The organism is Desulfofundulus sp. TPOSR, assembly GCF_011393055.1.
GTDB lineage: Bacteria > Bacillota > Desulfotomaculia > Desulfotomaculales > Desulfovirgulaceae > Desulfofundulus > Desulfofundulus kuznetsovii.
Genome location: NZ_JAAOEF010000003.1, coordinates 508,148 through 529,680 on the forward strand (window position 1 = coordinate 508,148; position 21,533 = coordinate 529,680).

At 54.9% G+C, this 21,533-nt stretch carries 22 protein-coding genes, 1 tRNA gene, 1 pseudogene and 1 riboswitch; of the genes and pseudogenes, 18 read left to right on the top strand and 6 right to left on the bottom strand.

The window, feature by feature from the left end; genetic code table 11:
* The first annotated feature begins 10 nt into the window (after positions 1–10).
* From G7K71_RS13365 to G7K71_RS13380, 4 genes and pseudogenes are all read left to right on the top strand, one after another.
* Complete coding sequence (locus G7K71_RS13365; RefSeq protein ID WP_166348437.1) at positions 11–1,321, top strand: DUF512 domain-containing protein; 1,311 nt, start codon at positions 11–13, stop codon at positions 1,319–1,321.
* Positions 1,322–1,394: 73 nt separating this feature from the next.
* Positions 1,395–2,708: a ribosome biogenesis GTPase Der gene (gene der, locus G7K71_RS13370; protein WP_166347210.1), complete on the top strand. Its 1,314-nt coding sequence runs from the start codon at positions 1,395–1,397 to the stop codon at positions 2,706–2,708.
* Between the two features lie 20 nt (positions 2,709–2,728).
* Complete coding sequence (plsY, locus tag G7K71_RS13375) at positions 2,729–3,301, top strand: glycerol-3-phosphate 1-O-acyltransferase PlsY (protein ID WP_166347213.1); 573 nt, start codon at positions 2,729–2,731, stop codon at positions 3,299–3,301.
* A gap of 9 nt (positions 3,302–3,310) precedes the next feature.
* Positions 3,311–4,415 (top strand): annotated as a pseudogene (locus G7K71_RS13380) (NAD(P)H-dependent glycerol-3-phosphate dehydrogenase).
* On the opposite strand, the gene G7K71_RS13385 reads toward G7K71_RS13380, so the two are convergent.
* Positions 4,412–5,233 (bottom strand): LysM peptidoglycan-binding domain-containing protein, encoded by an 822-nt coding sequence (locus tag G7K71_RS13385; protein ID WP_166347216.1) that lies wholly within the window; start codon positions 5,231–5,233, stop codon positions 4,412–4,414. The pseudogene G7K71_RS13380 and the gene G7K71_RS13385 sit on opposite strands and share 4 nt — an antisense overlap.
* A 306-nt stretch (positions 5,234–5,539) precedes the next feature.
* Between G7K71_RS13385 and spoIVA the strand changes: the two genes are divergently transcribed.
* From spoIVA to G7K71_RS13410, 5 genes are all read left to right on the top strand, one after another.
* Complete coding sequence (spoIVA, locus tag G7K71_RS13390; RefSeq protein ID WP_013822911.1) at positions 5,540–7,018, top strand: stage IV sporulation protein A; 1,479 nt, start codon at positions 5,540–5,542, stop codon at positions 7,016–7,018.
* 102 nt (positions 7,019–7,120) lie between these two features.
* Positions 7,121–8,410 carry a homoserine dehydrogenase gene (locus G7K71_RS13395; RefSeq protein WP_243174907.1) on the top strand — a complete coding sequence of 430 codons (1,290 nt, stop codon included), beginning with the start codon at positions 7,121–7,123 and terminating at the stop codon, positions 8,408–8,410.
* Between the two features lie 19 nt (positions 8,411–8,429).
* Positions 8,430–9,344 (top strand): homoserine kinase, encoded by a 915-nt coding sequence (thrB, locus tag G7K71_RS13400; protein WP_166347222.1) that lies wholly within the window; start codon positions 8,430–8,432, stop codon positions 9,342–9,344.
* Positions 9,345–9,371: 27 nt separating this feature from the next.
* Positions 9,372–9,695, top strand: a complete 324-nt coding sequence (locus G7K71_RS13405) for a hypothetical protein (protein ID WP_013822908.1) — start codon at positions 9,372–9,374, stop codon at positions 9,693–9,695.
* 99 nt (positions 9,696–9,794) lie between these two features.
* Positions 9,795–9,955, top strand: a riboswitch (cyclic di-AMP (ydaO/yuaA leader).
* Complete coding sequence (locus G7K71_RS13410; RefSeq protein ID WP_166347225.1) at positions 9,955–10,770, top strand: LysM peptidoglycan-binding domain-containing protein; 816 nt, start codon at positions 9,955–9,957, stop codon at positions 10,768–10,770. Its footprint overlaps the riboswitch before it by 1 nt.
* A gap of 275 nt (positions 10,771–11,045) precedes the next feature.
* Here G7K71_RS13410 and G7K71_RS13415 read toward each other — a convergent pair whose 3' ends face one another.
* Complete coding sequence (locus tag G7K71_RS13415; protein WP_166347228.1) at positions 11,046–12,740, bottom strand: AarF/ABC1/UbiB kinase family protein; 1,695 nt, start codon at positions 12,738–12,740, stop codon at positions 11,046–11,048.
* 284 nt (positions 12,741–13,024) lie between these two features.
* Between G7K71_RS13415 and G7K71_RS13420 the strand changes: the two genes are divergently transcribed.
* The 3 genes from G7K71_RS13420 (at position 13,025) to recA (ending at position 15,509) form a co-directional block, all read left to right on the top strand.
* A complete protein-coding gene (locus G7K71_RS13420) occupies positions 13,025–13,807 on the top strand; it encodes a 2-phosphosulfolactate phosphatase (RefSeq protein WP_166347231.1) in 783 nt (260 codons plus the stop codon).
* 166 nt (positions 13,808–13,973) lie between these two features.
* Positions 13,974–14,048 (top strand) — tRNA-Val (locus G7K71_RS13425).
* Between the two features lie 372 nt (positions 14,049–14,420).
* Positions 14,421–15,509: a recombinase RecA gene (gene recA, locus G7K71_RS13430; RefSeq protein ID WP_166347234.1), complete on the top strand. Its 1,089-nt coding sequence runs from the start codon at positions 14,421–14,423 to the stop codon at positions 15,507–15,509.
* A gap of 83 nt (positions 15,510–15,592) precedes the next feature.
* Here the strand turns inward: recA and G7K71_RS13435 are convergent, their stop codons facing one another.
* From G7K71_RS13435 to G7K71_RS13450, 4 genes are all read right to left on the bottom strand, one after another.
* A complete protein-coding gene (locus G7K71_RS13435) occupies positions 15,593–15,892 on the bottom strand; it encodes a hypothetical protein (protein ID WP_166347237.1) in 300 nt (99 codons plus the stop codon).
* An 88-nt stretch (positions 15,893–15,980) separates the two neighbouring features.
* Complete coding sequence (locus G7K71_RS13440; RefSeq protein ID WP_166347240.1) at positions 15,981–16,490, bottom strand: ImmA/IrrE family metallo-endopeptidase; 510 nt, start codon at positions 16,488–16,490, stop codon at positions 15,981–15,983.
* Between the two features lie 132 nt (positions 16,491–16,622).
* Entirely contained in the window at positions 16,623–16,787 is a 165-nt protein-coding gene (locus G7K71_RS13445) for a hypothetical protein (RefSeq protein WP_166347242.1), read from the bottom strand.
* Between the two features lie 14 nt (positions 16,788–16,801).
* A complete protein-coding gene (locus G7K71_RS13450) occupies positions 16,802–17,122 on the bottom strand; it encodes a helix-turn-helix domain-containing protein (RefSeq protein WP_166347245.1) in 321 nt (106 codons plus the stop codon).
* Positions 17,123–17,339: 217 nt separating this feature from the next.
* Here G7K71_RS13450 and G7K71_RS13455 point away from each other — a divergent pair, with 217 nt between their 5' ends.
* The 6 genes from G7K71_RS13455 (at position 17,340) to G7K71_RS13480 (ending at position 20,962) form a co-directional block, all read left to right on the top strand.
* On the top strand, positions 17,340–17,591 hold the full coding sequence (locus G7K71_RS13455; protein WP_166347248.1) for a helix-turn-helix transcriptional regulator: 252 nt from the start codon (positions 17,340–17,342) through the stop codon (positions 17,589–17,591).
* A gap of 192 nt (positions 17,592–17,783) precedes the next feature.
* On the top strand, positions 17,784–18,011 hold the full coding sequence (locus tag G7K71_RS13460) for a hypothetical protein (RefSeq protein ID WP_166347250.1): 228 nt from the start codon (positions 17,784–17,786) through the stop codon (positions 18,009–18,011).
* 20 nt (positions 18,012–18,031) lie between these two features.
* Positions 18,032–18,472 (top strand): hypothetical protein, encoded by a 441-nt coding sequence (locus G7K71_RS13465; protein ID WP_166347253.1) that lies wholly within the window; start codon positions 18,032–18,034, stop codon positions 18,470–18,472.
* 25 nt (positions 18,473–18,497) lie between these two features.
* Positions 18,498–19,283 (top strand): hypothetical protein, encoded by a 786-nt coding sequence (locus G7K71_RS13470; RefSeq protein ID WP_166347255.1) that lies wholly within the window; start codon positions 18,498–18,500, stop codon positions 19,281–19,283.
* A 186-nt stretch (positions 19,284–19,469) separates the two neighbouring features.
* Positions 19,470–20,117, top strand: a complete 648-nt coding sequence (locus G7K71_RS13475) for a hypothetical protein (protein WP_166347258.1) — start codon at positions 19,470–19,472, stop codon at positions 20,115–20,117.
* A 122-nt stretch (positions 20,118–20,239) separates the two neighbouring features.
* Positions 20,240–20,962 (top strand): hypothetical protein, encoded by a 723-nt coding sequence (locus tag G7K71_RS13480; protein ID WP_166347261.1) that lies wholly within the window; start codon positions 20,240–20,242, stop codon positions 20,960–20,962.
* Positions 20,963–21,533 lie beyond the last annotated feature (571 nt).

Sequence of the window (21,533 nt, forward strand, 5' to 3'; positions counted from 1 at the left end):
GGTGACGATGATGGCGGTGCAGGGTCTTGTAATAGAAAAAGTAACCCCGGGCAGTATTGCCGCCGAACTGGGCATGGAACCGGGGGACCGGCTGGTGGCCGTAAACGGCCTGCCGGTGGAGGACATTCTGGACTACCGCTTTTTGACCTGTGAAGAAGAACTGACGCTTACCCTGATCAAAGCCAACGGTGAGGAATGGCTCTGCGATGTGGAAAAGGATTTTGACGACGACCTGGGCGTGGATTTTACCGGCGGGGGGCTGGAACCCATCCGCCGCTGCCAGAACCGCTGCCTTTTCTGTTTTGTCGATCAAATGCCCCGGGGCCTGCGCCCCACCCTGTACGTCAAAGACGACGACTACCGCCTTTCCTTCACCCAGGGGAACTTTATTACCCTGACCAACTTGAGGGAGAGGGATCTGGAACGGATCATCCGGCAGCGGTTGTCGCCCCTTTACATATCGGTGCACACCACCAACCCCGCTTTAAGGGAAAAAATGCTCGGCCACCCCCGGGCCGGCAAAATCATGGAACAACTGCACCGGCTGGGCCAGGGGGGAATTGAAATGCACACCCAGGTGGTCCTGTGCCCCGGGATAAACGACGGGGTGGAACTGGAACGCACCGTGAGGGATCTGGTGAACCTCTGGCCGGCAGTACGTTCCGTAGCCATCGTTCCTGTAGGCCTTACCCGTTACCGGGAGGGACTTTTTCCCCTGCGTCCCTTTACCCGGGAAGAAGCGGGTGAGATAGTGGAACAGGTACAAACCTGGCAGGATCATTGTCTGGAACGTTGCGCCCGCGCGGTGGTTTTTGCCAGCGATGAGTTTTACCTGCTGGCGGAGAAGGAAGTTCCCCCCGCCTTGCGTTACGATGATTTTCCCCAGACGGAAAACGGTGTGGGACTGGTGCGCCTCTTTCTGGATGTATGGGAGCAGGTGTCCCCATCCCTGCCCCGGGCACTGCCCTGCCCCCGCAAGGTAACCGTGGCTACGGGAGTGCTGGCCGAAAGAGTCCTGGCGCCAGTGGTGGACAGGTTAAATGAGATTGAAAATCTGGCGGTGGAACTGGCCGTGATCCCCAACCGTTTATTTGGGCCCCAGGTGACCGTGACCGGTCTTGTTTCCGGAAAGGACATTTTAGCCGCCCTGGAAGGCAGCAATCCGGGACAAACCTTAATCCTGCCCGCAGTCATGCTGCGCCAGCCGGAGCAAATCTTTCTCGACGGTATGACTGTGCAGGAATTATCCAGCCTGCTGGACCGCCCCGTGATAGTGGTTGACGGACCAGCGGGACTGGTAGAAGCCTGTGTGAAATGTTGACATAAATAAACGGTACTGCAGCCAGCGGGTTGACAGAATATCTACGCCTGTTCGTAAAGGGAGGGTCCTCCCCTTGCCAAAACCAATTGTAGCCATTGTGGGCCGCCCCAATGTAGGGAAATCCACCCTTTTCAACCGCCTGGTGGGGAGCCGCATAGCTATAGTGGAAGATGAGCCTGGAATAACCCGGGACCGGCTCTATCAGGATGCCGAGTGGGCCGGGCGTGTTTTTACCCTCGTGGATACCGGCGGGCTGGACTTTGTGGAATCGGGGGATATTCCCCGGCAGGTGCGGCGGCAGGTAGAGCTGGCCATAGAAGAAGCCGACGTCGTGCTCTTCCTGGTGGATGCCCGGGCGGGATTGACCAGTACGGACGAGGACGTGGCCGCCCTGCTGCGGCGCACCAAAAAGCCCGTATTGCTGGTAGCCAACAAGGTGGAAAATTTCCAGCGCACCGGTCAGCTGGTGGACTTTTATCGTCTGGGTTTGGGCGAGCCCATCCCCATTTCGGCCGCCCAGGGGATGAACACCGGGGATTTGCTGGACCGCCTGGTGTCGGTTTTGCCTCCCGACGCCGCGGAGGAAGAAGAGCCCGATACCATCCGTATTGCCGTCATCGGGCGGCCCAATGTGGGCAAATCTTCCCTGGTCAATGCCATTCTGGGGGAACAGCGGGTAATCGTGAGTGAAATCCCCGGCACCACCCGGGATGCCATTGACACCTATTTTGAGAGGGAAGGGCGCCGCTACATGCTGGTGGATACGGCGGGCATCCGGCGTAAGAGCCGCATCGAGGAAGCTGTAGAAAAATACAGCGTAATTCGTTCCTTAAGGGCGGTAGACCGCTGCGAGGTGGCCCTGGTGGTGCTGGACGCCCTGGAAGGCGTAACCGACCAGGACAAGCGCATTGCCGGCTATGCCCACGAGCAGGGAAAGGCCAGCGTGCTGGTAGTGAACAAATGGGACCTGGTGGAAAAGGATAACCGTACCACCCAGCGCTTCACCGAATTGATTCGCCGGGAACTGACCTTCATGACCTATGCCCCGGTAGTGTTCATCTCCGCCCTGACGGGAAAGCGGGTGCCCAGGCTTTTAGAAATGGTGGATCTGGTGGCGCAGCAGCAGTGTTTGCGCATCAGCACCTCCGATCTAAACAGGCTGATCAGGGACGCCGTTATGCATAACCCGCCGCCGGCCGATAAAAACCGGCGCTTGAAAATTTTATACGCTACCCAGGGCGGGGTAAAACCACCCACCTTCATCCTGTTTGTCAACGATCCGGAGCTGATGCATTTTTCTTACCTGCGCTACCTGGAAAACCAGCTCCGGGCGGCCTTTGGTTTCGAGGGAACGCCCATCCGCTTCCTGCTGCGGCAGCGGGATTAAAAGGGAGGAAGGGAGAGAAAATGGCTGTTCTGGCCGTAGTGGTTAGCTATCTGATTGGCTCAGTTCCCGTGGGTTACCTGCTGGGACGCGCCCGGGGAATTGACATCCGGCAACACGGCAGCGGGAATATCGGGACAACCAATGTCTGGCGGACCCTGGGTCCTGTGGCAGGTACAATCGCTCTCATCGGTGATACCGGCAAAGGTTTCGCGGCTGTACTCCTGGGTCGTTACCTGGGGGGACACGGTCTTGAGCTGGCCTGTGGCCTGGCCGCAATCGCCGGGCACAGCTGGCCGGTATTCCTGGGCTTCAGGGGAGGGAAAATTATTGCCACCGGCCTGGGAGTTTTCCTGGGTCTTACTCCGGCAGCCGCCCTTTTTGCCCTGGGGCTGTGGATGGTGGTGGTGGCGGCTTTTCGTTACGTCTCCCTGGGCTCCATAGTGGCTGCCGTTTCAATGCCCCTGTGGATGTTAGTTTTAAAGCAACCTCGTGAGTACCTGGTTTTTGCGCTGGTGGTGGCGGTTATTGCCGTATACAAACACATGCCCAATATCCGCCGGCTGCTGGCCGGCACCGAATCAAAAATCCGTTAAAGGGAAGGGTTGGGGGTAGTGAAACAAAAGGTAGCCATTCTGGGAGCCGGCAGCTGGGCCACAGCCCTGGCCGTTTTGCTTGCCGGTAAAGGTACACCCGTGGAAATATGGTCGCGCCGGGCGGATCTGGCCGCCCGGATTAATGCCGAAGGTCAGAACAGCCGTTACCTGCCGGGAGTTGCTGTCCCCCCCAAATGTGCGTGTGACTACGGATCTTTCCGGAGCGGTAAAAAACTCCCGGGCGGTGATTTTCTGCGTGCCTTCCCATGCTTTCCGGGAAGTCCTGCGCGCCTCACTCCCGCACCTGCCGGCCAGGGCGCTGTTGATCAATGCGGCCAAAGGTATTGAAGAAGACAGCCTCCTTACCCTTTCCCAGGTATTTGCCGCGGAAGCTGGAGAAGAGCAAACCTGCCGTTACGTGGTCCTTTCCGGACCCAGCCACGCCGAAGAAGTGGGGCGGGGGGTCCCTACCGCCGTCGTGGTGGCCGGCCGGGATATGGCCGCGGCTGAGGCCGCCCAGGACCTGTTCATGACCGGTAATTTCCGGGTTTATACCAACCCCGATGTGACCGGGGTGGAGCTGGGAGGGGCATTGAAAAACATTATTGCCCTGGGTACGGGTATTGCCGACGGGCTGGGTTTCGGGGACAACACCAAAGCAGCCTTGATGACCCGGGGTCTGGCCGAAATCACCCGCCTGGGACTGGCCATGGGGGCCAACCCCCTCACTTTTGCCGGTCTGGCCGGGGTGGGAGATTTAATTGTCACCTGCACCAGCATGCACAGCCGCAACCGCCGGGCCGGGATCGAAATCGGCCGGGGGAAGAGCCTTTCCGAAGCTGTGGCCAGTGTGCAGATGGTGGTGGAGGGGGTGCGCACCACCCGGGCGGCCTACCGCCTGGCGATCCGGTACCAGGTGGAAATGCCCATTACCGAGCAGATGTACCGGGTGCTTTTTGAGAAAGTGTCCCCCCGGGAAGCAGTGGTCAACCTGATGAGCAGGGGCCGCCGGCGCGAGATGGAGGAAGTGGCCCTGGCCGCCGCTCTGTGGCGCGAAAAAAACCTGGAAATAAAGCGCCCGCTTGTCCAAGGCGGGCGTCTTTGTTCAGGTTAACGCAAGATTCTGGTTGCTCCCTTATAATTGGCGGCATAGTAAGACTCGTTAAGGGAAGAATATTTTACCCCTTGACTGGAAGAAGCATGAATAAACCGGTCCTGGCCCACATAAATACCTACATGGTCAATGCCACCGCTGCCGTAATAGCTGAAGAAAACCAGATCCCCGGGGGACAAATCATCACGACCAACCCGGGTGCCGAGCCGGGCTTGAGCCGCCGCGTTGTGGGGCAAGCTTATACCTACTGTTTCCCGAAAAACATAAGAAGTAAAGCCGGAGCAGTCAAATGCTCCAGGGCCACTGCCCCCGTACGCGTAGGGCTTGCCCAACAGGGAAACAGCCTTGGCCAGCACTGCTCTTGCGCCGTCTGTTTCCCCGCGGGAAACCTGACGGTCAGGGGACACCCGGGTAGTGCCACCGGGTATGATTAAAACCTGTCCCGGAAAAATCAGGTCGGAGGCCAGGTTATTTGCCTGCTTTATCGCCTGTACTCCCACACCGTAACGCTGTGCGATCCCATACAGTGAATCCCCCGGACGGACGGTGTATCTGTTAGCCCCGGCACGGGTATTATTACCGGTCACCACGGTGTTCCGGGCTGGCTGTGCCTTTGCCGAACCGGGGATAATCAGTGTCTGACCAGGGTAGATCAGATGTCCGTTTAAACCATTGGCCGCCTGTAAAGCCTCAACGGTGATTCCATACCGCCGGCTCAGTTCGTAAAGTGTTTCACCGGCCACCACCGTGTGCTTGAGGGCAGCCCATGAAATTGAAGGAACCAGGCAGACCAGTAAAAAACTCAATAAAAAACTCAACAAAAAGACCCGCCACAGGAGCCCTGCCTTAACTGGCGGGTGAGGCATCCCTTTCATGCATCACTCCCCTCTCCTGACAACTTTTTCTTCTCTTAAAGATTGTTCGACATTAATAGCAGGAATCCTCCTGAATATCCCAACTTTTTTCTGATTAAAACCAACCTCGTGGAAATCCCGCTTAAAAAAAAGTTACCCCGGTCATAATCCGCCGGGGTCTTAATATATATATATTGTTAATGTATGCCATTGGAAAAAACTAGTCTCGTAAGCTTCAGGCTGCAAAACTTTTAGGGAGGGAATACATCCATGGAAAAAGTGGATATCTTCCGGGATATCGCGGAACGTACCGGCGGCGATATCTATCTGGGTGTGAGTGGCGGCGTCCGCACGGGCAAGTCCACTTTTATCAAGCGTTTTGCCGAGCTGCTGATGATACCAAACATCGAAAATCCCTACGACCGGGAACGGGCCAAAGATGAGCTGCCCCAGAGCGGTGCCGGCAGGACGGTAATGACAACCGAACCCAAATTCGTGCCCAATGAGGCTGTGGAAATTACCATTTCGCCCAACCTCAACGTGAAAATGCGCCTGGTGGACTGCGTGGGTTACCGGGTGGAGGGAGCCCTGGGCTACGAGGATGAAAGCGGACCGCGGATGGTATCAACACCCTGGTTTGACGAACCCATTCCCTTCCAGGAGGCGGCGGAAATCGGCACCCGCAAGGTGATTACGGATCACTCCACTATGGGTGTAGTGGTCACCACTGACGGGAGCATTACCGATATTCCCCGGGAAAACTACGTGGAAGCCGAGGAAAGGGTCATTGCCGAGTTTAAGGACATCAACCGTCCCTTCGTAGTGCTGCTGAACAGCACCCATCCCCACGACCCCCAAACGGTAGCCCTGGCTGAAGAGCTGGCCGAAAAATACGATGTTCCGGTTTTGCCGGTGGATTGCCTGCAGATGGGCCAGCAGGACGCCCTGTTTATTCTGGAAACCGTACTGATGGAATTTCCCGTCAATGAGGTTAACGTCCTGCTTCCGCAATGGGTGGAAGAACTGGACAGCGGCCACTGGTTAAGACAAAAAGTGGAAGAGTCGGTTCGCGAAACCATCCAGAACGTACGCCGTTTACGGGATATTAACGGCGCGGTGGAAAGGCTGGGGGACTACGACTTTGTCGAGTCGGTCAGTATCACCAAAATGGATATGGGTACCGGGGTGGCAGCCATTGAAATAACTTCTCCCCAGGAGCTTTTCTTCCAGGTTTTGAGCGAAGAATCGGGCTTCAGGATTAGCGGAAACCATGAACTGTTCAGACTGGTTAAAGAACTGGCCGTGGCCAAGCGGGAGTACGACAAGGTGGCCCAGGCGCTGGCGGAAGTGCGGGAAACTGGTTACGGGGTGGTAACTCCCAGCCTGGACGAAATGGTCCTGGAGGAGCCCCAGTTAATACGTCAGGGCAGCCGCTTCGGGGTCAAACTGAAGGCAACGGCTCCCTCCATTCACATGATCCGGGCGGATATTGCCACCGAAATTACTCCCATTATCGGCACTGAACGGCAGTGCGAAGAACTGGTCCGTTACATGCTCACCGAGTTTGAATCCAACCCGCAGAAGATCTGGCAGTCCGAGATATTCGGCAAGTCTGTGCATGATCTGGTCAGGGAAGGGATTCAAAACAAACTTTATCGCATGCCGGAAAATGCCCGGGCAAAACTGCAGGAAACCATTCAACGCATCGTCAACGAGGGAAGCGGTGGACTTATCTGCATAATTATTTAACCGGTTCCAAGCCGGTTTTTTATTTGCCCTCAACCAGTTAACGATGATAAAATATTCATGGCTGTACCAGGGACAAGTGTTGGAAGGAAGGAGAGAGGATTTTTGCAGCAAACGATAAAAGTAGCGCTTTTAGGCCTGGGAACGGTAGGCCGCGGAGTTTACCGCATTCTTACCGGCAATGCGGTAAACATTGCCCATAAGGTGGGCGCACCTGTGGAAATCTCCCGCATCCTTGTCCGCGATTTAACCAGGGACCGGGGCATCCTGCTGGATCCGGCCCTGCTTACTGATAATTATCAGGATATATTAGATGACCCGGAAATTGACATCGTGGTGGAGGTAATGGGAGGTATCCACCCGGCGCTGGACTATGTCATGGCCGCTCTGAAGCGGGGTAAAAGTGTGGTTACGGCCAACAAGGACATGATTGCCCTGCACGGTAAGGAACTTTTTGCCGCCGCCGCGGCCAGCGGGGCAGGGCTGCTTTTTGAAGGCAGCGTGGCCGGAGGAATCCCCATCATCCGTCCTTTAAAGCAGTGCCTGGCGGCCAACCGCATTCAGGAGATTATGGGCATTATCAACGGTACAACCAACTACATGTTGAGCAAAATGACCCGGGAAGGAGTGGATTTCGACCGGGCACTGCGGGAAGCGCAGGCCAAAGGTTACGCCGAAGCCGATCCCACCGCCGATGTGGAGGGGCTGGACGCGGCGCGCAAGCTGGCCATCCTTGCTTCCATCGCCTTTAATTCACGTGTCACTTTAAACGATGTTTATGTGGAAGGCATCAGCAAAATCACAGCCAGGGATATTGCCTACGCCCGGGAGTTGAATTATGTAATCAAGTTGCTGGCCATTGCCAAGGAAACTTCCGAGGGCATCGAAGTGCGGGTGCATCCGACCATGATCCCCCAAAATCACCCCCTGGCTTCAGTTAACGACGTTTTTAATGCCATTTTTGTCCGGGGCGATGCCGTGGGTGACACCATGTTTTACGGCCGGGGCGCGGGGGAATTACCCACTGGAAGCGCCGTTGCGGCGGATATTATGGATGCGGCCCGTCACATTATACATAAGGTGCCGGGCTTCATCGGCTGCACCTGTTACGAAGAAAAACCAATCAAGCCCATGGCCCTGACCGAAAGCAAGTTTTACATTCGCCTGATGGTAGCCGACAGGCCGGGAGTGCTGGCTTCCATAGCCTATGCCTTTGGGGATAAGGAAGTCAGCCTGGCTTCGGTGATTCAAAAACACACCGATGGTGACAGGGCAGAAATCGTCATGGTAACCCACCGGGTGCGGGAACAAAACCTCCAGGATGCTTTACACCTGGTGGAATGCCTGAGCCCGGTGGACCGGATCGCCAACTGTATTCGGGTAGAAGGTGAGTAGAAAGGGGCAGGGTAAGAGAATGGTCCGTGTGCAGGTACCTGCCACCACGGCCAACCTGGGTCCGGGTTTTGATTGCCTGGGGATGGCTTTGAAATTTTATAACATAGTAGAAATGGTACGCCTGTCCAGCGGTCTGGTTATTGAAGTGCACGGGGAGGGCGTTCAGGACATTGCCCGGGATGAAAGCAACGTGGTTTATCGGGCAGCCATGTATCTCTTCAAGCAGGCAGGCTTTGATCCCGGGGGCCTGCGTATCCGTTTGATCAATCACATTCCAGTGGCCCGGGGGTTGGGCAGCAGTGCCTCGGCCATTGTGGGCGGCCTGGTGGCGGCCAACATTCTTTCCGGAAACAAGCTTTCCTACCGGGAACTGCTCACCATGGCCTCGCAGCTTGAGGGCCATCCCGACAACGTGGCGCCGGCCCTTCTGGGCGGCATTGTTATTTCCACTACGGTGGAAGGGGAGATCCGCTACGTGAAAATAGATCCCCCTCCCGGTCTGAAGGTGGCGGTGGCCATACCCGATTTTCACCTGAGCACCAGGGCTGCCCGGGAGGTATTGCCCCAGCATGTCAGCCTGGCGGATGCCGTTTTTAACCTGGGGCGGGTAGCCCTGCTGGTGGCCGCCCTGCAGCAGGGGAGACTGGACCTGCTGGCCACGGCCATGGAGGACAGGCTCCACCAGCCGTACCGCGCCTCCCTGGTACCCGGAATGAAAAAGGTGCTGGCGGCAGCCCGCCTCGCCGGAGCCCGGGGAGTTTGTTTGAGTGGCGCCGGACCGAGTATAATTGCCCTGGCCGACAGCAATTTGGAGCTTATTGCCCGGGTGATGAAAGATACCTTCCGGGAAAGCGGCATTATGGCCCGGGCCCTGGTTCTGGAGCCCAGCCCGGTTGGTGCCCGGGCCCTGGAAATTAAGACAAAACCTTCGTAGCGTCCCCATTTGGAGGGGGGAATTTCTTTGTCCGCATCTAAGCGGCCCGACTTCGAACAATTCCGCGATGCTTTGATAGCATTAATCAAAGAACACGTAAAACAAAAGGAAATCGGCCCTTTTTCTCCCTGGCTGGAGGTAGGCGATGAAAGTACCAGGGAGGCCATTTTGCACGCCTTTAAAAGCCGGATGGAGTCCGCCTATGGCGTGGAACTCGTAGTAGAGCCCCATCTGGTTTCCCTGGACCGGCCTGTAGAAAGTATTGCCATCCAGCTGCACCATGTTTTTAACACAATCTTTCTGATGGAGCAGATTAACGCCAGGATCAGGGCAAGGCTGCGCAAGAGATAATTACCACCGTATCCTGTTCATGCCGGGGCACTGCCAACCTGGCATTATTTGTCACTTGGCATTTCTGGCGACAGGCCTGTATAATTACACTTGTAATGGAATTACCAGTGGCCGAATCCTCGGGAAGCCCGGGGTACGGGGGAATTTTATCCGGAGCGGGGTGAATCCGCGCGTTATTAAGGAGGTGAAAACAAGGCGCGCGGTAGGGTGCCCTCTACCCGAACCCATCAACTAACCCCGGAGGCCGGAGGAGGGAAAAATGAACAGGCTGTTGCTTTACGCCCGTTACTTTCTGGCAGTTGTGGCGGCACTCGTGTTGCTGCCCGTGGGTGCTGCAGCGGCGGCCACCCATACCGTCAGCCCCGGTGAATCCCTGTTCCTGATCAGCCGCGCCTACGGAACCACCGTGGATGCCCTGCGCCGGGCCAACGGTCTTTACACCGACCTGATTTACCCGGGACAGCAGCTCTACATTCCGGTAGGGAATGAAAAGAGAAGTCCGGTTACATATACCGTACAGCCAGGGGATACCCTTTATCTGATTGGCCTGCGTTATGGCGTGAGCTTTCAGTCAATAAAAGCAGCCAACGGTCTTGGAAGTGACACGATCTACCCGGGACAGAAACTGATTATCCCCGCTGCGAATAGTGGGGGGACAAGCCCGGCGCCGGTAAGCCGGGGTGCCATCAGCTCCGGTCCCGTTAATTATAGCCGTTCCGACTTTGACCTTCTGGCACGGTTGATTACCGCTGAAGCCGATTCCGAATCCTACATCACCAAGGTGGCAGTAGGAGCAGTGGTATTGAACCGCGTAAAAAGCGGCATTTTCCCGAATACCATTCCCGGGGTCATTTACCAGGTGGACGAAACTGGATCTTACCAGTTTGAGCCCGTATTAAACGGCTGGATCAACCGTCCGGCCAGCGAGGAAGCCAAACGGGCTGCGCTGGATGCCCTCAACGGGGTTGACCCCACCAACGGCGCCCTTTACTTCTTTGAATCCTGGGTGCCGAACAGCTGGCTGCAATCGCGTCCTGTAAGTGTGATTCTGGACAGCTTTACATTTACTTACTAGTTGAATACTTAGCTAAAGACAGATTTTGTAACTTCCATAAAGAAGTCGGCCCTGCCTGGTGCAGGGCTTTTTTTGCAAACGAAAGTTAATAAATTTTTAACACAAGCGTAGTAACTTTTACACATTTGTGGGGTAAAATCATAAATATGACAGAGCCGCGATGCAGGAGGTGTCTTTATGCATAGATTTATCCTCTTCGTACTGCTTCTGGCCTTGATGGTGATCATGATCCCGGGCCTGCGTCCGCCGGGGATTATTTAAAAAACCGCCCGGGACTAAAATTTCCGTGAGCGTAAAATGGAAAAGATCAGGGCCACGCCCAGCACTCCCCCGACAACAAAGGCAGCCTCCGCTACGGGCAAGCCCCAGAGAATGGTGTAACCCCGCCCCAGCAGCAAAGAAGAACCCACGATCAAAGAACCCAAAAGGATTCCCAGGACCAGGCGGTTAACCATGGCGTTGAGCTGGCCAAACATGCGGTCCAGGTCCGGGTTTACCGCTTTTATTTTTAATTCACCACCTGCGGCCAGGTCCAGCACCCTGTCCAAGCGGTGGGGCACCCTGGTCAAAAGCTGGTGGTAATCCTCCAGGTGCTCCAGGAGCAGCCTCTTTATCCCCGGCAGGCTGAAACGACGCGCCAACAGGCGTTTGCCCATGGGACGGGCAATCTCCACGATACTCAATTCCGGGTCAAGCTGCGCAACTACACCTTCAGCAGTAACCAGGGACTTCACCAACAGGGTGAACTGGGTGGGAACCCGGATACGGTATTTAAAGGCCACTGCCATTACATCCCCTAAAGATTCGGCCAGGCTGATCCGGCTCAAGGGTATCTCATAATATTTCTCCCTCAGGGCGTCGATATCCCGGTGCAGGGCGGCCCGGTCAACGTGGGGCGGCACCACACCCAGGCCTTCCACCGCCCGTACCACCTGGGCAGTGTTGCGCCGGACCAACCCCAAAACCAGAGCGCCTATTTTTTCCCGCATCTCTTCATTCAGGCGCCCCACAATGCCAAAGTCCATAAAAGCTATCCTCCCACCGGGCAGGGCGGCCAGGTTACCCGGGTGGGGGTCGCCGTGGAAAAAACCGTGCAGCAGGATCTGCCGCAGCAGGGCGCCGGCCAGGTGCCTGGCCACCACCCGCCGGTCAAAGCCGCCGCGGGCCAACTCTTCCGGATGGGTCAGCTTGACTCCCTCTACGTACTCCATGGTCAGCACCTTGCTGGTGGTGTAATCCCAGTAAACCACCGGAAAATAGACGGTATTATCCCCGGCGAAATGTTGCCGAAAGGTATCGGCATGGCGCCCTTCCACAGTAAAGTCCATCTCTTCCCGCAGGATCTTTTCAAACTCCTCCACCATTTCCTCGAAGCGATAAAGCTCCCGCCAGGGTCCATGCCTGTCCACCAGCCGGGCCACGTCATAAAGGATTTCAATATCCGTCAAAAGAATTTTTTCCGTACCCGGCCGCTGAACCTTGACTACCACCGGCCTGCCGTCCCGCAGGCTTGCCCGGTGGACCTGGCCGATGGAAGCGGCGGCCAGGGGGGTAGCTTCGAAATGGGCAAAGATTTCTTCCAGGGGCACTCCCAGCTCCATTTGAATGCGCTCCCGCACCTGGGCGAAGGGGAAAGGAGGCACCTGGTCCTGGAGCTTTTCCAGTTCGGCAATATATTCCGGAGATAGCAGATCGGAGCGGGTGGAAAGCATCTGCCCCAGCTTGATAAAAGTTGGGCCCAGTTCCTCCAGGGCCTGGCGCAGCCTTTCGGGCGGGGAGGGCCGTTCCACAACCCTGAGTGACCCTTTGTCGGAGAGCCGGCGAGCCAGTTTGTGCCGGCGGCTAAGGCCCAGGAACTCGGTAAGACCCAACTGGTGGGCCAGATAACCGAAACCGTGGTGCACCAGGACGTTGGTTATTTCCCGGTAGCGGGCAAAATGTTTGTACCTTTTGCGCAGGTGAAATTGCATGACTATCCTCCCTGAACTGCCGGCAGGCGCCGCCGGCCATTACTTATTTTTTCCACAACCGCCTTTTAAAACCCTTTTGGAATGCAGCATATAAATGCAGCATATATCTGTATACATAGGTACCCTTCGTTTTTCTTGCCGCTTCAAAACGGGAAGCGGTATAATATTTCCGTACCGGCTTATTCCCACCCTTCCCACCGGGAAGTTCCGCGCACAAGGGCGGTACACGAATTTCCCCGGCCCGGGAACACCCTTCCTGAGCTTAAGCTAACGGAGGGTCAGTCATGCACATCGACCTTCTTCCCACCGCCGAAAGTATAGTTCCGGCCGAACTGGCCGGGTGTACTGCGGTGGTCTTTGATGTATTACGGGCCACCAGCACCATTGTCACTGCCATAGCCCACGGCTGCCGCGGCGTGGTTACGGTGGTAGACACGGCTGAGGCTCAAGAGGTGGCAGCCAGGCTGGCCGGGGAAAATACACCGGTACTGCTGGCAGGTGAGCGGGGCGGTGAAAAGATCCCCGGCTTTCCCCACGGCAACTCCCCCCTGGAATACCCGCCGGAAGTGGTGGGCGGCAAAGTGCTGGTCCTTACCACCAGCAACGGCACCCGGGCCTTGAATGCCACTATAGAAGGGGCCCACACGGTGCTGGTGGGAAGCCTGCTCAATGCCCGGGCTGTAGCTCAAAAGGCCTGCCGCCTGGGCAGGGACGTAACCCTGGTTTGCGCCGGCACGCAGGGGAAGTTTTCTCTAGAAGACACCCTGGCGGCGGGAATGGTGGTGCTGGAGATGGTGGAAATGATGGCCCCGGGCTGGCTTTGTTCAAACCACCAGCCGCCTTCACTGGATCTGGCCGACCTCGCCGTAGCCGCCCTGCACCTGGCACTAGCCTATCGAGAGAACCCCCGCCGGGCTTTTAACCGCTCCCACCACGGGCGCAAACTTTTTAGTATGGGGCTGGCAGCCGATCTGGACTGGTGCGCTTCCCTGAACACCTTCGAGGTAGTGCCGGTGGTAAAGGCGGCAAAAAAAGAAAATGGCTATCCCATCATTGAGAAGTGTTGACGCTGCCAGGTGCGTTTTGCCCGGGGCACAATAAATGCGGGAAAATAAACGCTGCCGCCTTTGAGCTTTGGCGGGTGGCATGAAAAAACAGGTTCCCTCCCTCTTGCATCTGGCCGGCAAATGTGCTAAAATAACACATGCAGAGGGGATTACCCCGCAGTTAAACGGGCGCGTAGCTCAGTGGGAGAGCGCTTGACTCACATTCAAGAGGTCGCTGGTTCGAAACCAGCCGTGCCCACCAGGAAAAGCAGAGCCCCGGAAAACGGGGCTTTTTGCTTTACCCGAAAAACCTTGATTTTAAAGGGCCGGGCGGGAATTGTTAAATATTTACTATCCAGAATAGTCCAGTTAGAATGCCTTAAAATCAAAGCGTCCAAAATAGTTCGTTAGCAAATCGGTTAGCAAACGGTTAGCAAATCCAACAGTCGGGTTAGGCCTTAACGGAGGCTGTGCGCCCGACTTTTTCTTTCGACATCCTCTTTAAGGCTAACCGATGTTGACCTTGATCTTTCCCGCTAGGAATTTTATAGAATTCCCTAAATTCCAGTTTCTGTTTTGCCCCGGAACACCTGTTTGTAGTACAATATGGAAAAACCCGTTGGAGGCGGTTTCCATGTCGAAAACAGCATCGAAGCCGGCTACGAGGGAAGAGGCTCTCGAGAGAGCGCTGAACGAAATCAAAACCAGGTTCGGAAACGGGGCTATTATGCGCCTGGGCGAGAACCCGAAGATGAACGTTGAAGCGATACCCACGGGCATTCTGTCCCTGGACCTGGCGACCGGAGTGGGCGGGTTGCCCCGGGGACGGATCATCGAGCTTTTTGGTCCTGAATCGTCCGGCAAAACCACGGTTGCGCTGCATGTGATCGCCGAAGCCCAGAAAGCGGGCGGAATCGCGGCGTTCATCGATGCGGAGCACGCCCTGGACACGATGTATGCCAAAAACCTGGGGGTGGACATCGAAAACCTCTTGGTTTCCCAGCCGGACTACGGGGAGCAAGCCCTAGAGATATGCGACTTGCTGGTGACGAGCTCGGCCGTGGATGTGGTGGTCATTGACTCGGTGGCCGCCCTGGTGCCGAAAAACGAAATTGAAGGTGAAATGGGCGAAGTGCAGGTAGGCCTCCAGGCCCGCCTGATGTCCCAGGCATTGCGCAAGCTGACGGCGGTGGTCTCCAAAAACAGGGCGGTCGTAATCTTCATTAACCAGCTCCGGGAGAAGGTAGGGGACAACAAGTTCGGTCCCGTGCCCGAGGTCACGCCCGGCGGGAGGGCGCTCAAATTCTACTCGTCCATGCGGCTCGACGTGAGGAAGAAAGAGGCAATCAAGAACGGGAGCGAAGTGATCGGGAGCCGCACGGCCATCAAAATCGTCAAAAACAAGGTCGCGCCTCCGTTCAAAGAGACCGTGGTGGACCTGTTGTACGGGGAGGGCATCTCGAAGGAGCTGGACGTGCTGGACATGGCCCTGGAGCACAAGATAGTCCAGAAATCGGCCGCGTGGATTTCCTATAACGGCGAGCACCTGGGCCAGGGACGCGAAAACGTGCGCAAGTTCCTGAAGGCGCACCCGGAAATAATGGCCGAGCTTGCCCGGAAGGTAGTGGAAAAAGTTGGAGCGGGGGCGGCAGCGTCTGATAATGCGGGGGAGAACGTCCCGCCTGAGAGCAACGTTGTGTACCTGGCGAGGGACCCGGAGTGATAACCGGGTCCCTAGATTCATTGGCCTGACTACGGAGTTTGGCAACTTGCCCATTACCACTACCATATGGTATATAGTTACAATTAATCCCTCCTTCGTAATACGTCTAAATCACTTTTAGCTGCCGTTAATTCTTTTCGCATTAACTCTAATTCTTGCTGTAATGCGATACGTTTTTTAAAGTTTTCAATAGAGTTTTTGACCAACCAAAGTGTACCAAATACCGGAAAATTTATAAGAAAAATGAGAATAATAAACGGTGTGTCTCCTGGACTTCCCCAAAAATACTGCATTATCTCAATGGCGCCAACAACAGCAAAAAGCATTATTATTAAACCAACAAAACTAACCTTTATATCAAAATCTTTAATTTGTCGGTTCACGTCGAAAGCCCCCTAAAATACAAAACCCGCTATCCAGCGGTTCTCTTGGCTATCTGCCTCCATTCGTTTCCTTTATCCCGTAAATTCCCTACGGTACCCAATCCTCCGGGTCCGGCACTTCGTATCCCATGATTCTCAGCAATTCCGGCCCCCTGGTTTCGAGATTGTTGATTACCAGGTTCGCCGCGGCCCGACAGAAACCGTACAGCTCCGCAAACCGGTACACGTTGTACCCGGAGTCCTCGAACCCCTGCCTGTCCCACATCAGTGCATAAATGAGGCCGCCAAGGTCCGCTTCGAGTTCGTACCTGGCCGGACGCTTCGTTGGGATTGTCTCGATGAAAAATCGGGTCATTCCGGGATGCAGTATCTGGTGGGTAATTTCGTGGAACAGGGTGCCGTTTTTCCGGTAAGGAGGCAATGAACTGTCGACAGCAATCACGCGCAAGCCAGCAAAGAAAAATGAAATGCCGTGCAGGCGGCGGTAGGGGATTTCCAGAACCAGCAGTCCGCAGCGTTCGGCCATTTCGCGGGGGTGGAGGAGGCCGTGTTTTTCGATGAGGGATTTCACGGTTTTCAAGATGCGATCAAACATCATAAACCGGGAACCACCTTGCAAGGAAAACGCTTGTTCTATTTTATAATAGGGCAGTTGCGCCGGTTGTTACAGGATAAACCTGGAAATTATAGAGGTAAATTTTCGACTTTAATTTACAGGGTACGACAAAATTCACCCTGCCCCTACGGCGGCCGCCAGACAGTCACTCGCCACCCCCTTCATCCCTGCCACGGCTTTTTTTAGGTTCGCCTTGTACTTGAGTATGGCTACCACGGTATCCCGGATGTCCAATAAAATGTCTTCGTCCAGTTCCCCGACCGGTTTGCCGTCGAACATGACGTGGTCGGATCTTAAAACCAGATCCAGCGCTTCTTCGACGGTGAGAGTGTCGGGGTTTCTTTTTCGAAGCGTTTGAGGAGATCGGTGAGGGGATCTTCCTTCTCTGTTTTTTGCTCAAGGGGTTTCGGAGAGGGATCATCGGTGCGGCCGAGGAGGTAATCTACGGAGACTTCTAAAACATCAGCAATGCGCCGAAGAGTTTCAAATTCTGGAACCCTCGTTCCGTTTTCCCAGGATGTTACCGTAGTACGTGATACTCCTAATAAAGTAGCGAGCTCTTTCTGTAACAAGTTTTTCTTTTTTCTAGCTTCCTTTAATCTTTCTGAAAACACTTAAACCGCCTCCTTTTAGTTGGTCACTCTCTGTAACTCTTTGATTTATAGTATACCCATAAACTTACTAAGGGCAACCCCAGGTTACTGTATGTAAATATTTTTTGTCCAGACCCCACAAAAACGCTTGACAGGACGCATAGAGTAACATATACTTAAAGTAACCTCATTAACCCAATGGGACGCAATAAGCGACTCAAAGGGGGAGGGTAAACATATGACACAACCACAAGTCTTTGTTACTCCTGTATTCAAAGAATTATTAAAAAACACTACCCACAAAAATCTTGCCAAAAGTATTGGGGTATCTCGAAGTTTAATAACTTCGATTGCGACCAATCAAAGAACGCCCTCTCTACCTGTTGCGCTCAAAATAGCTAAACACTTTAACAAAAATGTAAATGAACTTTTTATTCTTGAAACCGAAAGAAGTTCCAACCACGCACAACCCGATTCCCAAGCTCAGTAAGGGTAGGAAGCTAGCCGCCCGGTCGTAAGAAACACATCTCCGTGTTCACGAAACAGGTGAAATAAAAAACGGGAAAGGAAGGTGATCCAATGCGCTACACGATTTTCCGCTACTCCGGCCCGGTTCGGGGGCTCCTGGAAGCAATACAAGCATGGGTACGGCAAAACATCCATTGAAAAGGAGCGGTGAAACATGATCTGTGAAATCACCGAACTGGAAGCGGTCAGGGTGAAGTGCCCCTACTGCGGCGCACGCTTCTACCAGGTTTACACAGGAAGCGGCTGGCGGCCGGACGAATGTCCGGAGTGCCGGAAGGACATTTCCGGGCTCATGGACGGCGATTTGGAAGTGGAAGGTCCTTTCTACCTGCCCATCAGAATGAATCCAGTCGACGGCAGGCTCTGCGAAAGCCGGATTTAACCCGGAGGTGAACAAGAAAAATGCCGGCGCAGGTGATCCTCCTTCCCGGTCAGCCCGCGGTGCGGCCGGAAGGCCGGGAGACGGAGCGGATAAAGGAAAAATTGTTGGAGTATCCCGCCCAAATAGCGGAAGCGAAAAAGAGGGCAAGAACAGAAAAAACAGCCGCAGACGAAATCCGCGGCCAAATGCAAAACATAGAGGCGGAAATATTGTACCAAATAAATACGGCTACTAACAATGCTGGGAAACCCTTATTCGGCAACGAAACTATGAGAAATGCAGAGCTGAAGCGCCGTCTGGCGCAAAGCCCGGAGTACCAGGAGCTCAAGGCAGCCCTGCAAGCGGTGGAAGCCGGGCTCTTTGAGGCGGAAGCACTTGTGAACCAGTTAATAGACGAGTTCCGGGCCTGGAAGGCCGTGGCCGAACTCACGGCGGCGGAACTGGCCGCTTTCAAGAACTAAAAACCCGGAAAGGAGCGAAATATCCGTGCAAAAACAAAACAACCTCGCGGTGGTAGAGACTCCCAAATTCGAGCTGGCGGTGCTTGACGGCGCAAACCAGGAAAACCTGGAAGAACTTATCAAGGAAAACTTCGGGGACGTGGAAATTACCTCCATCTTTGATAGAGTGAAGTTCCCGACGGGAGGAGCTTTGAATTTCGAGCTTCCCGGAGAAGATCCGGAGAACCCGGTCTTGGTGCCTGAAATCGTAGGGGTGATCCTGGATCATCACCGGGTCAACGCTTACTGGCCTGGTGAGTTTACGGGAGAGGGAAACCCACCCCAGTGCTACAGCCACGACGGGGTGCACGGAGTGGGCAACCCTGGCGGGCTTTGTGCTACTTGCCCTCTAAATAAACCCGGCACCAAAGGCGAAAAGAGGAAGGCTTGCAAGAACATGTGGAAACTCTACGTCCTGACTTCGGGAGAAGCCTTCCCCATGGAACTGACCCTGCCGCCCACATCCCTCAACGCTTTTTACCGGTTCCTGAAGGCGTTCACGTTCCGGAACAGGCTGAAATTACATCAAACCGTGGTGAAAATCGGCCTGAAGCGGGTGAAGAACGCCAACAACATCCCGTACGCGGAAGCGACGTTCGCTGTAGTGGAAAAACTGGGTGACGAGCAGTACGGAAAAGTCAAAGAATACGCCGAAGCGCTGAAACCAATTCTACGGCGTCCCCCCGCGGTCCGGCCGGGCGAAGCGGCGGTAGACATCCCGGCGGAAGAAGTCGCTCAAGGAGACCAGGCTTTCGAGGAACTCCCGTTCTAACCAGCCCGGCAGTCCGGGCGGGGCCGACCCCGCCCGGACTCCGGCCACAAAAAATCCAGTCAAATCAAGGATGTAACCGGTGTAACCACTATGTAACCAGTATGTAACCACTCAGGAACCCAGTAAAATCAAGGCTGTAACCACTGTAACCACTTTTTTTGGCGATTTTTTAGAGGGGGCTGGAAAATGGTGGAGGGCAGAGGTATCATTGTCCAGACCGAAGACGGCCCGGTAAGAGCTTGTTCCGTGGAAATAAACTTCAAAGCAATCATTCGCAATGAAGAAAGGGGTCGGTGTTGGTATCTCGTTGAATTAGGAGAACCGCTAAATCAGGAAGTCCTAGTTCCTACAAAGCAGGGAACGTATGGTATCGTGCAGGCCGCGGCCCAATACGGAGCATTCGTTGATCCTAAACTGCTCAACCAGCATTTAAAAGACCTGCTGGGAGAAATTTGGTACAATTTACCGCAAAAATCATTAAACGAAATTGATAGCGACCCGGCGGGGTTGCTGGTCTATGAACAATTGTGGGCCTACGTGGAAGCCAACATGGAAGCCTTCGAGCAAGGGCAGTGGGGTGAAATTTACCAAAATCCCCAGGAAAGAAAAGTGCAAATCATGCCGCCCGTACTGGATACATTTTTCAGGAAAGTCGGGATAACGGAACCGCAGGAGAGGAAATCAATCCTTATGTTTTGGAGAAAAAACAATTGGCTTGAAGCAAGCGCGGGTTGTTTTTCCAAAACAGTTCGGGTGAAAGGATATCCAAAACCTGTTAGAAGATACATCATTATTCAATCGCTGATAGAAAACCAAGAACCACAAGCCAATTAAATCAAGGATGTAACAGGTGTAACAGCTATGTAACAAGTATGTAACCACTCAAAAACCCAGTAAAATCAAGGCTGTAACAACTGTAACAACTTTTTTTGATGATTTTTCGAGGGGGACCTGCTTTGAGCTGGGTGCCTAGAAAAACTTTTCTCAAGAAAAAGGCCCGCTCATCATTGGCTCACACGACACGGGAAATTGACCCCGGCTGTTATAAAACAGCAAACATGCTTGCCGCGCGCATAGCCGCTGCTGAGTCCCGCGACCCGGAGCTCCGGCGCCTGAAACACCTCCTGGCCTCCCTGGCGGAGACCAGGGCTAAAATCGAGGTCCGCCCCGTGAGCCTAGCCGAAATCGAACGTACCTGGCGGGCGGACCGCGCAATGGGACGGTCAACCAGTTATTACACGCTGGAAGAAGAGATACTGGTGGCTGATCTATCCTACGTAGTTACGATCCATAATCAAGATGTCATAGCAGAACAAATAGAGAAGCGCCGCCGGGAGTTAGCCTGGGAAGTAGCACAAAACTTCTGGCCCCTGTGGTCCCTGGACGAGGACGAGCGCCGGACCGTGCTGGCCCTGGCTGGCGTCCGGGAGCCGTCGCCGCTCACCGGGCCGCAACCGCTCCCCCTGGAGGCGGCGGCACAGTACGCGGTCAGGGTCAGGGGGTCCCGCCGTGCGGAAGACGACTGGGAGCCGGACCCCGAGGTGCTGGAGGTCATGGAGGGGTGGCAGGAGCGATTTTCCGAAGGAGACCTGCGCCGCATGGCCGTGACCGAGGCCGGTGCCGGCGGGAAGCTGGAAAAGGGCAAGAAGTTGATGGTGATGTTCGGGAGTTCGGGGTAGTAAGAAAGGAACTGACGACATATAGCCAACCCCCACTTCAGAAAGGAGCGGCTTGACAATGATCAAAAAAGTATTTTTTGCACTGGTGATGGTAACGGGTGTTATGGAAAAGGCGTTTACGTAGCTGCAAGTATCGAAGAATTACACAGGCAACTCGATCCTTGTTGCATTACATGTGCTCTTTACGAAGAAATAGATACGGTTGACGCAGAAGATGGCAGGTACGTTATCGTTGCAGTTAAATCAGATGGATAGATCGACACTGAGTAAGCACCGGGACAGTTGCGGGTTCGAGTCCCACCTTCCCCGCCACAGACAAATCGAGTCCGGCCGGTTCCACCACAAACACCGCATGGGAGCGGCGGCACGGCGAGATGACGTGCTTAGTGTATATAGCGAGGGATCTTAAAGTCGTAGCTGGCAGCACACGGAACAGCTTGGGGCCGCACCAGGTGAGGAGCCAGAGAGCTGATGCACGAAAGCCAGTACAGCCGGGGTAGGACCGGCCCGCTTCCACAACCCCCTTTCCCGGACCGGGCCAACGCGGCCCCGGAAAAATCCAGCGACAAGG

What these genes read in the sequence shown, in the direction of transcription:
- G7K71_RS13365 (WP_166348437.1), top strand. Translation starts at nt 11, where the DNA reads ATGGCGGTGCAGGGTCTTGTAATAGAAAAAGTAACCCCGGGCAGTATT.
- plsY (WP_166347213.1), top strand. Translation starts at nt 2,729, where the DNA reads ATGGCTGTTCTGGCCGTAGTGGTTAGCTATCTGATTGGCTCAGTTCCC.
- spoIVA (WP_013822911.1), top strand. Translation starts at nt 5,540, where the DNA reads ATGGAAAAAGTGGATATCTTCCGGGATATCGCGGAACGTACCGGCGGC.
- thrB (WP_166347222.1), top strand. Translation starts at nt 8,430, where the DNA reads ATGGTCCGTGTGCAGGTACCTGCCACCACGGCCAACCTGGGTCCGGGT.
- G7K71_RS13410 (WP_166347225.1), top strand. Translation starts at nt 9,955, where the DNA reads ATGAACAGGCTGTTGCTTTACGCCCGTTACTTTCTGGCAGTTGTGGCG.
- G7K71_RS13415 (WP_166347228.1), bottom strand. Translation starts at nt 12,740, where the DNA reads ATGCAATTTCACCTGCGCAAAAGGTACAAACATTTTGCCCGCTACCGG.
- G7K71_RS13420 (WP_166347231.1), top strand. Translation starts at nt 13,025, where the DNA reads ATGCACATCGACCTTCTTCCCACCGCCGAAAGTATAGTTCCGGCCGAA.
- recA (WP_166347234.1), top strand. Translation starts at nt 14,421, where the DNA reads ATGTCGAAAACAGCATCGAAGCCGGCTACGAGGGAAGAGGCTCTCGAG.
- G7K71_RS13440 (WP_166347240.1), bottom strand. Translation starts at nt 16,490, where the DNA reads ATGATGTTTGATCGCATCTTGAAAACCGTGAAATCCCTCATCGAAAAA.
- G7K71_RS13445 (WP_166347242.1), bottom strand. Translation starts at nt 16,787, where the DNA reads ATGTTCGACGGCAAACCGGTCGGGGAACTGGACGAAGACATTTTATTG.
- G7K71_RS13455 (WP_166347248.1), top strand. Translation starts at nt 17,340, where the DNA reads ATGACACAACCACAAGTCTTTGTTACTCCTGTATTCAAAGAATTATTA.
- G7K71_RS13460 (WP_166347250.1), top strand. Translation starts at nt 17,784, where the DNA reads ATGATCTGTGAAATCACCGAACTGGAAGCGGTCAGGGTGAAGTGCCCC.
- G7K71_RS13465 (WP_166347253.1), top strand. Translation starts at nt 18,032, where the DNA reads ATGCCGGCGCAGGTGATCCTCCTTCCCGGTCAGCCCGCGGTGCGGCCG.
- G7K71_RS13475 (WP_166347258.1), top strand. Translation starts at nt 19,470, where the DNA reads ATGGTGGAGGGCAGAGGTATCATTGTCCAGACCGAAGACGGCCCGGTA.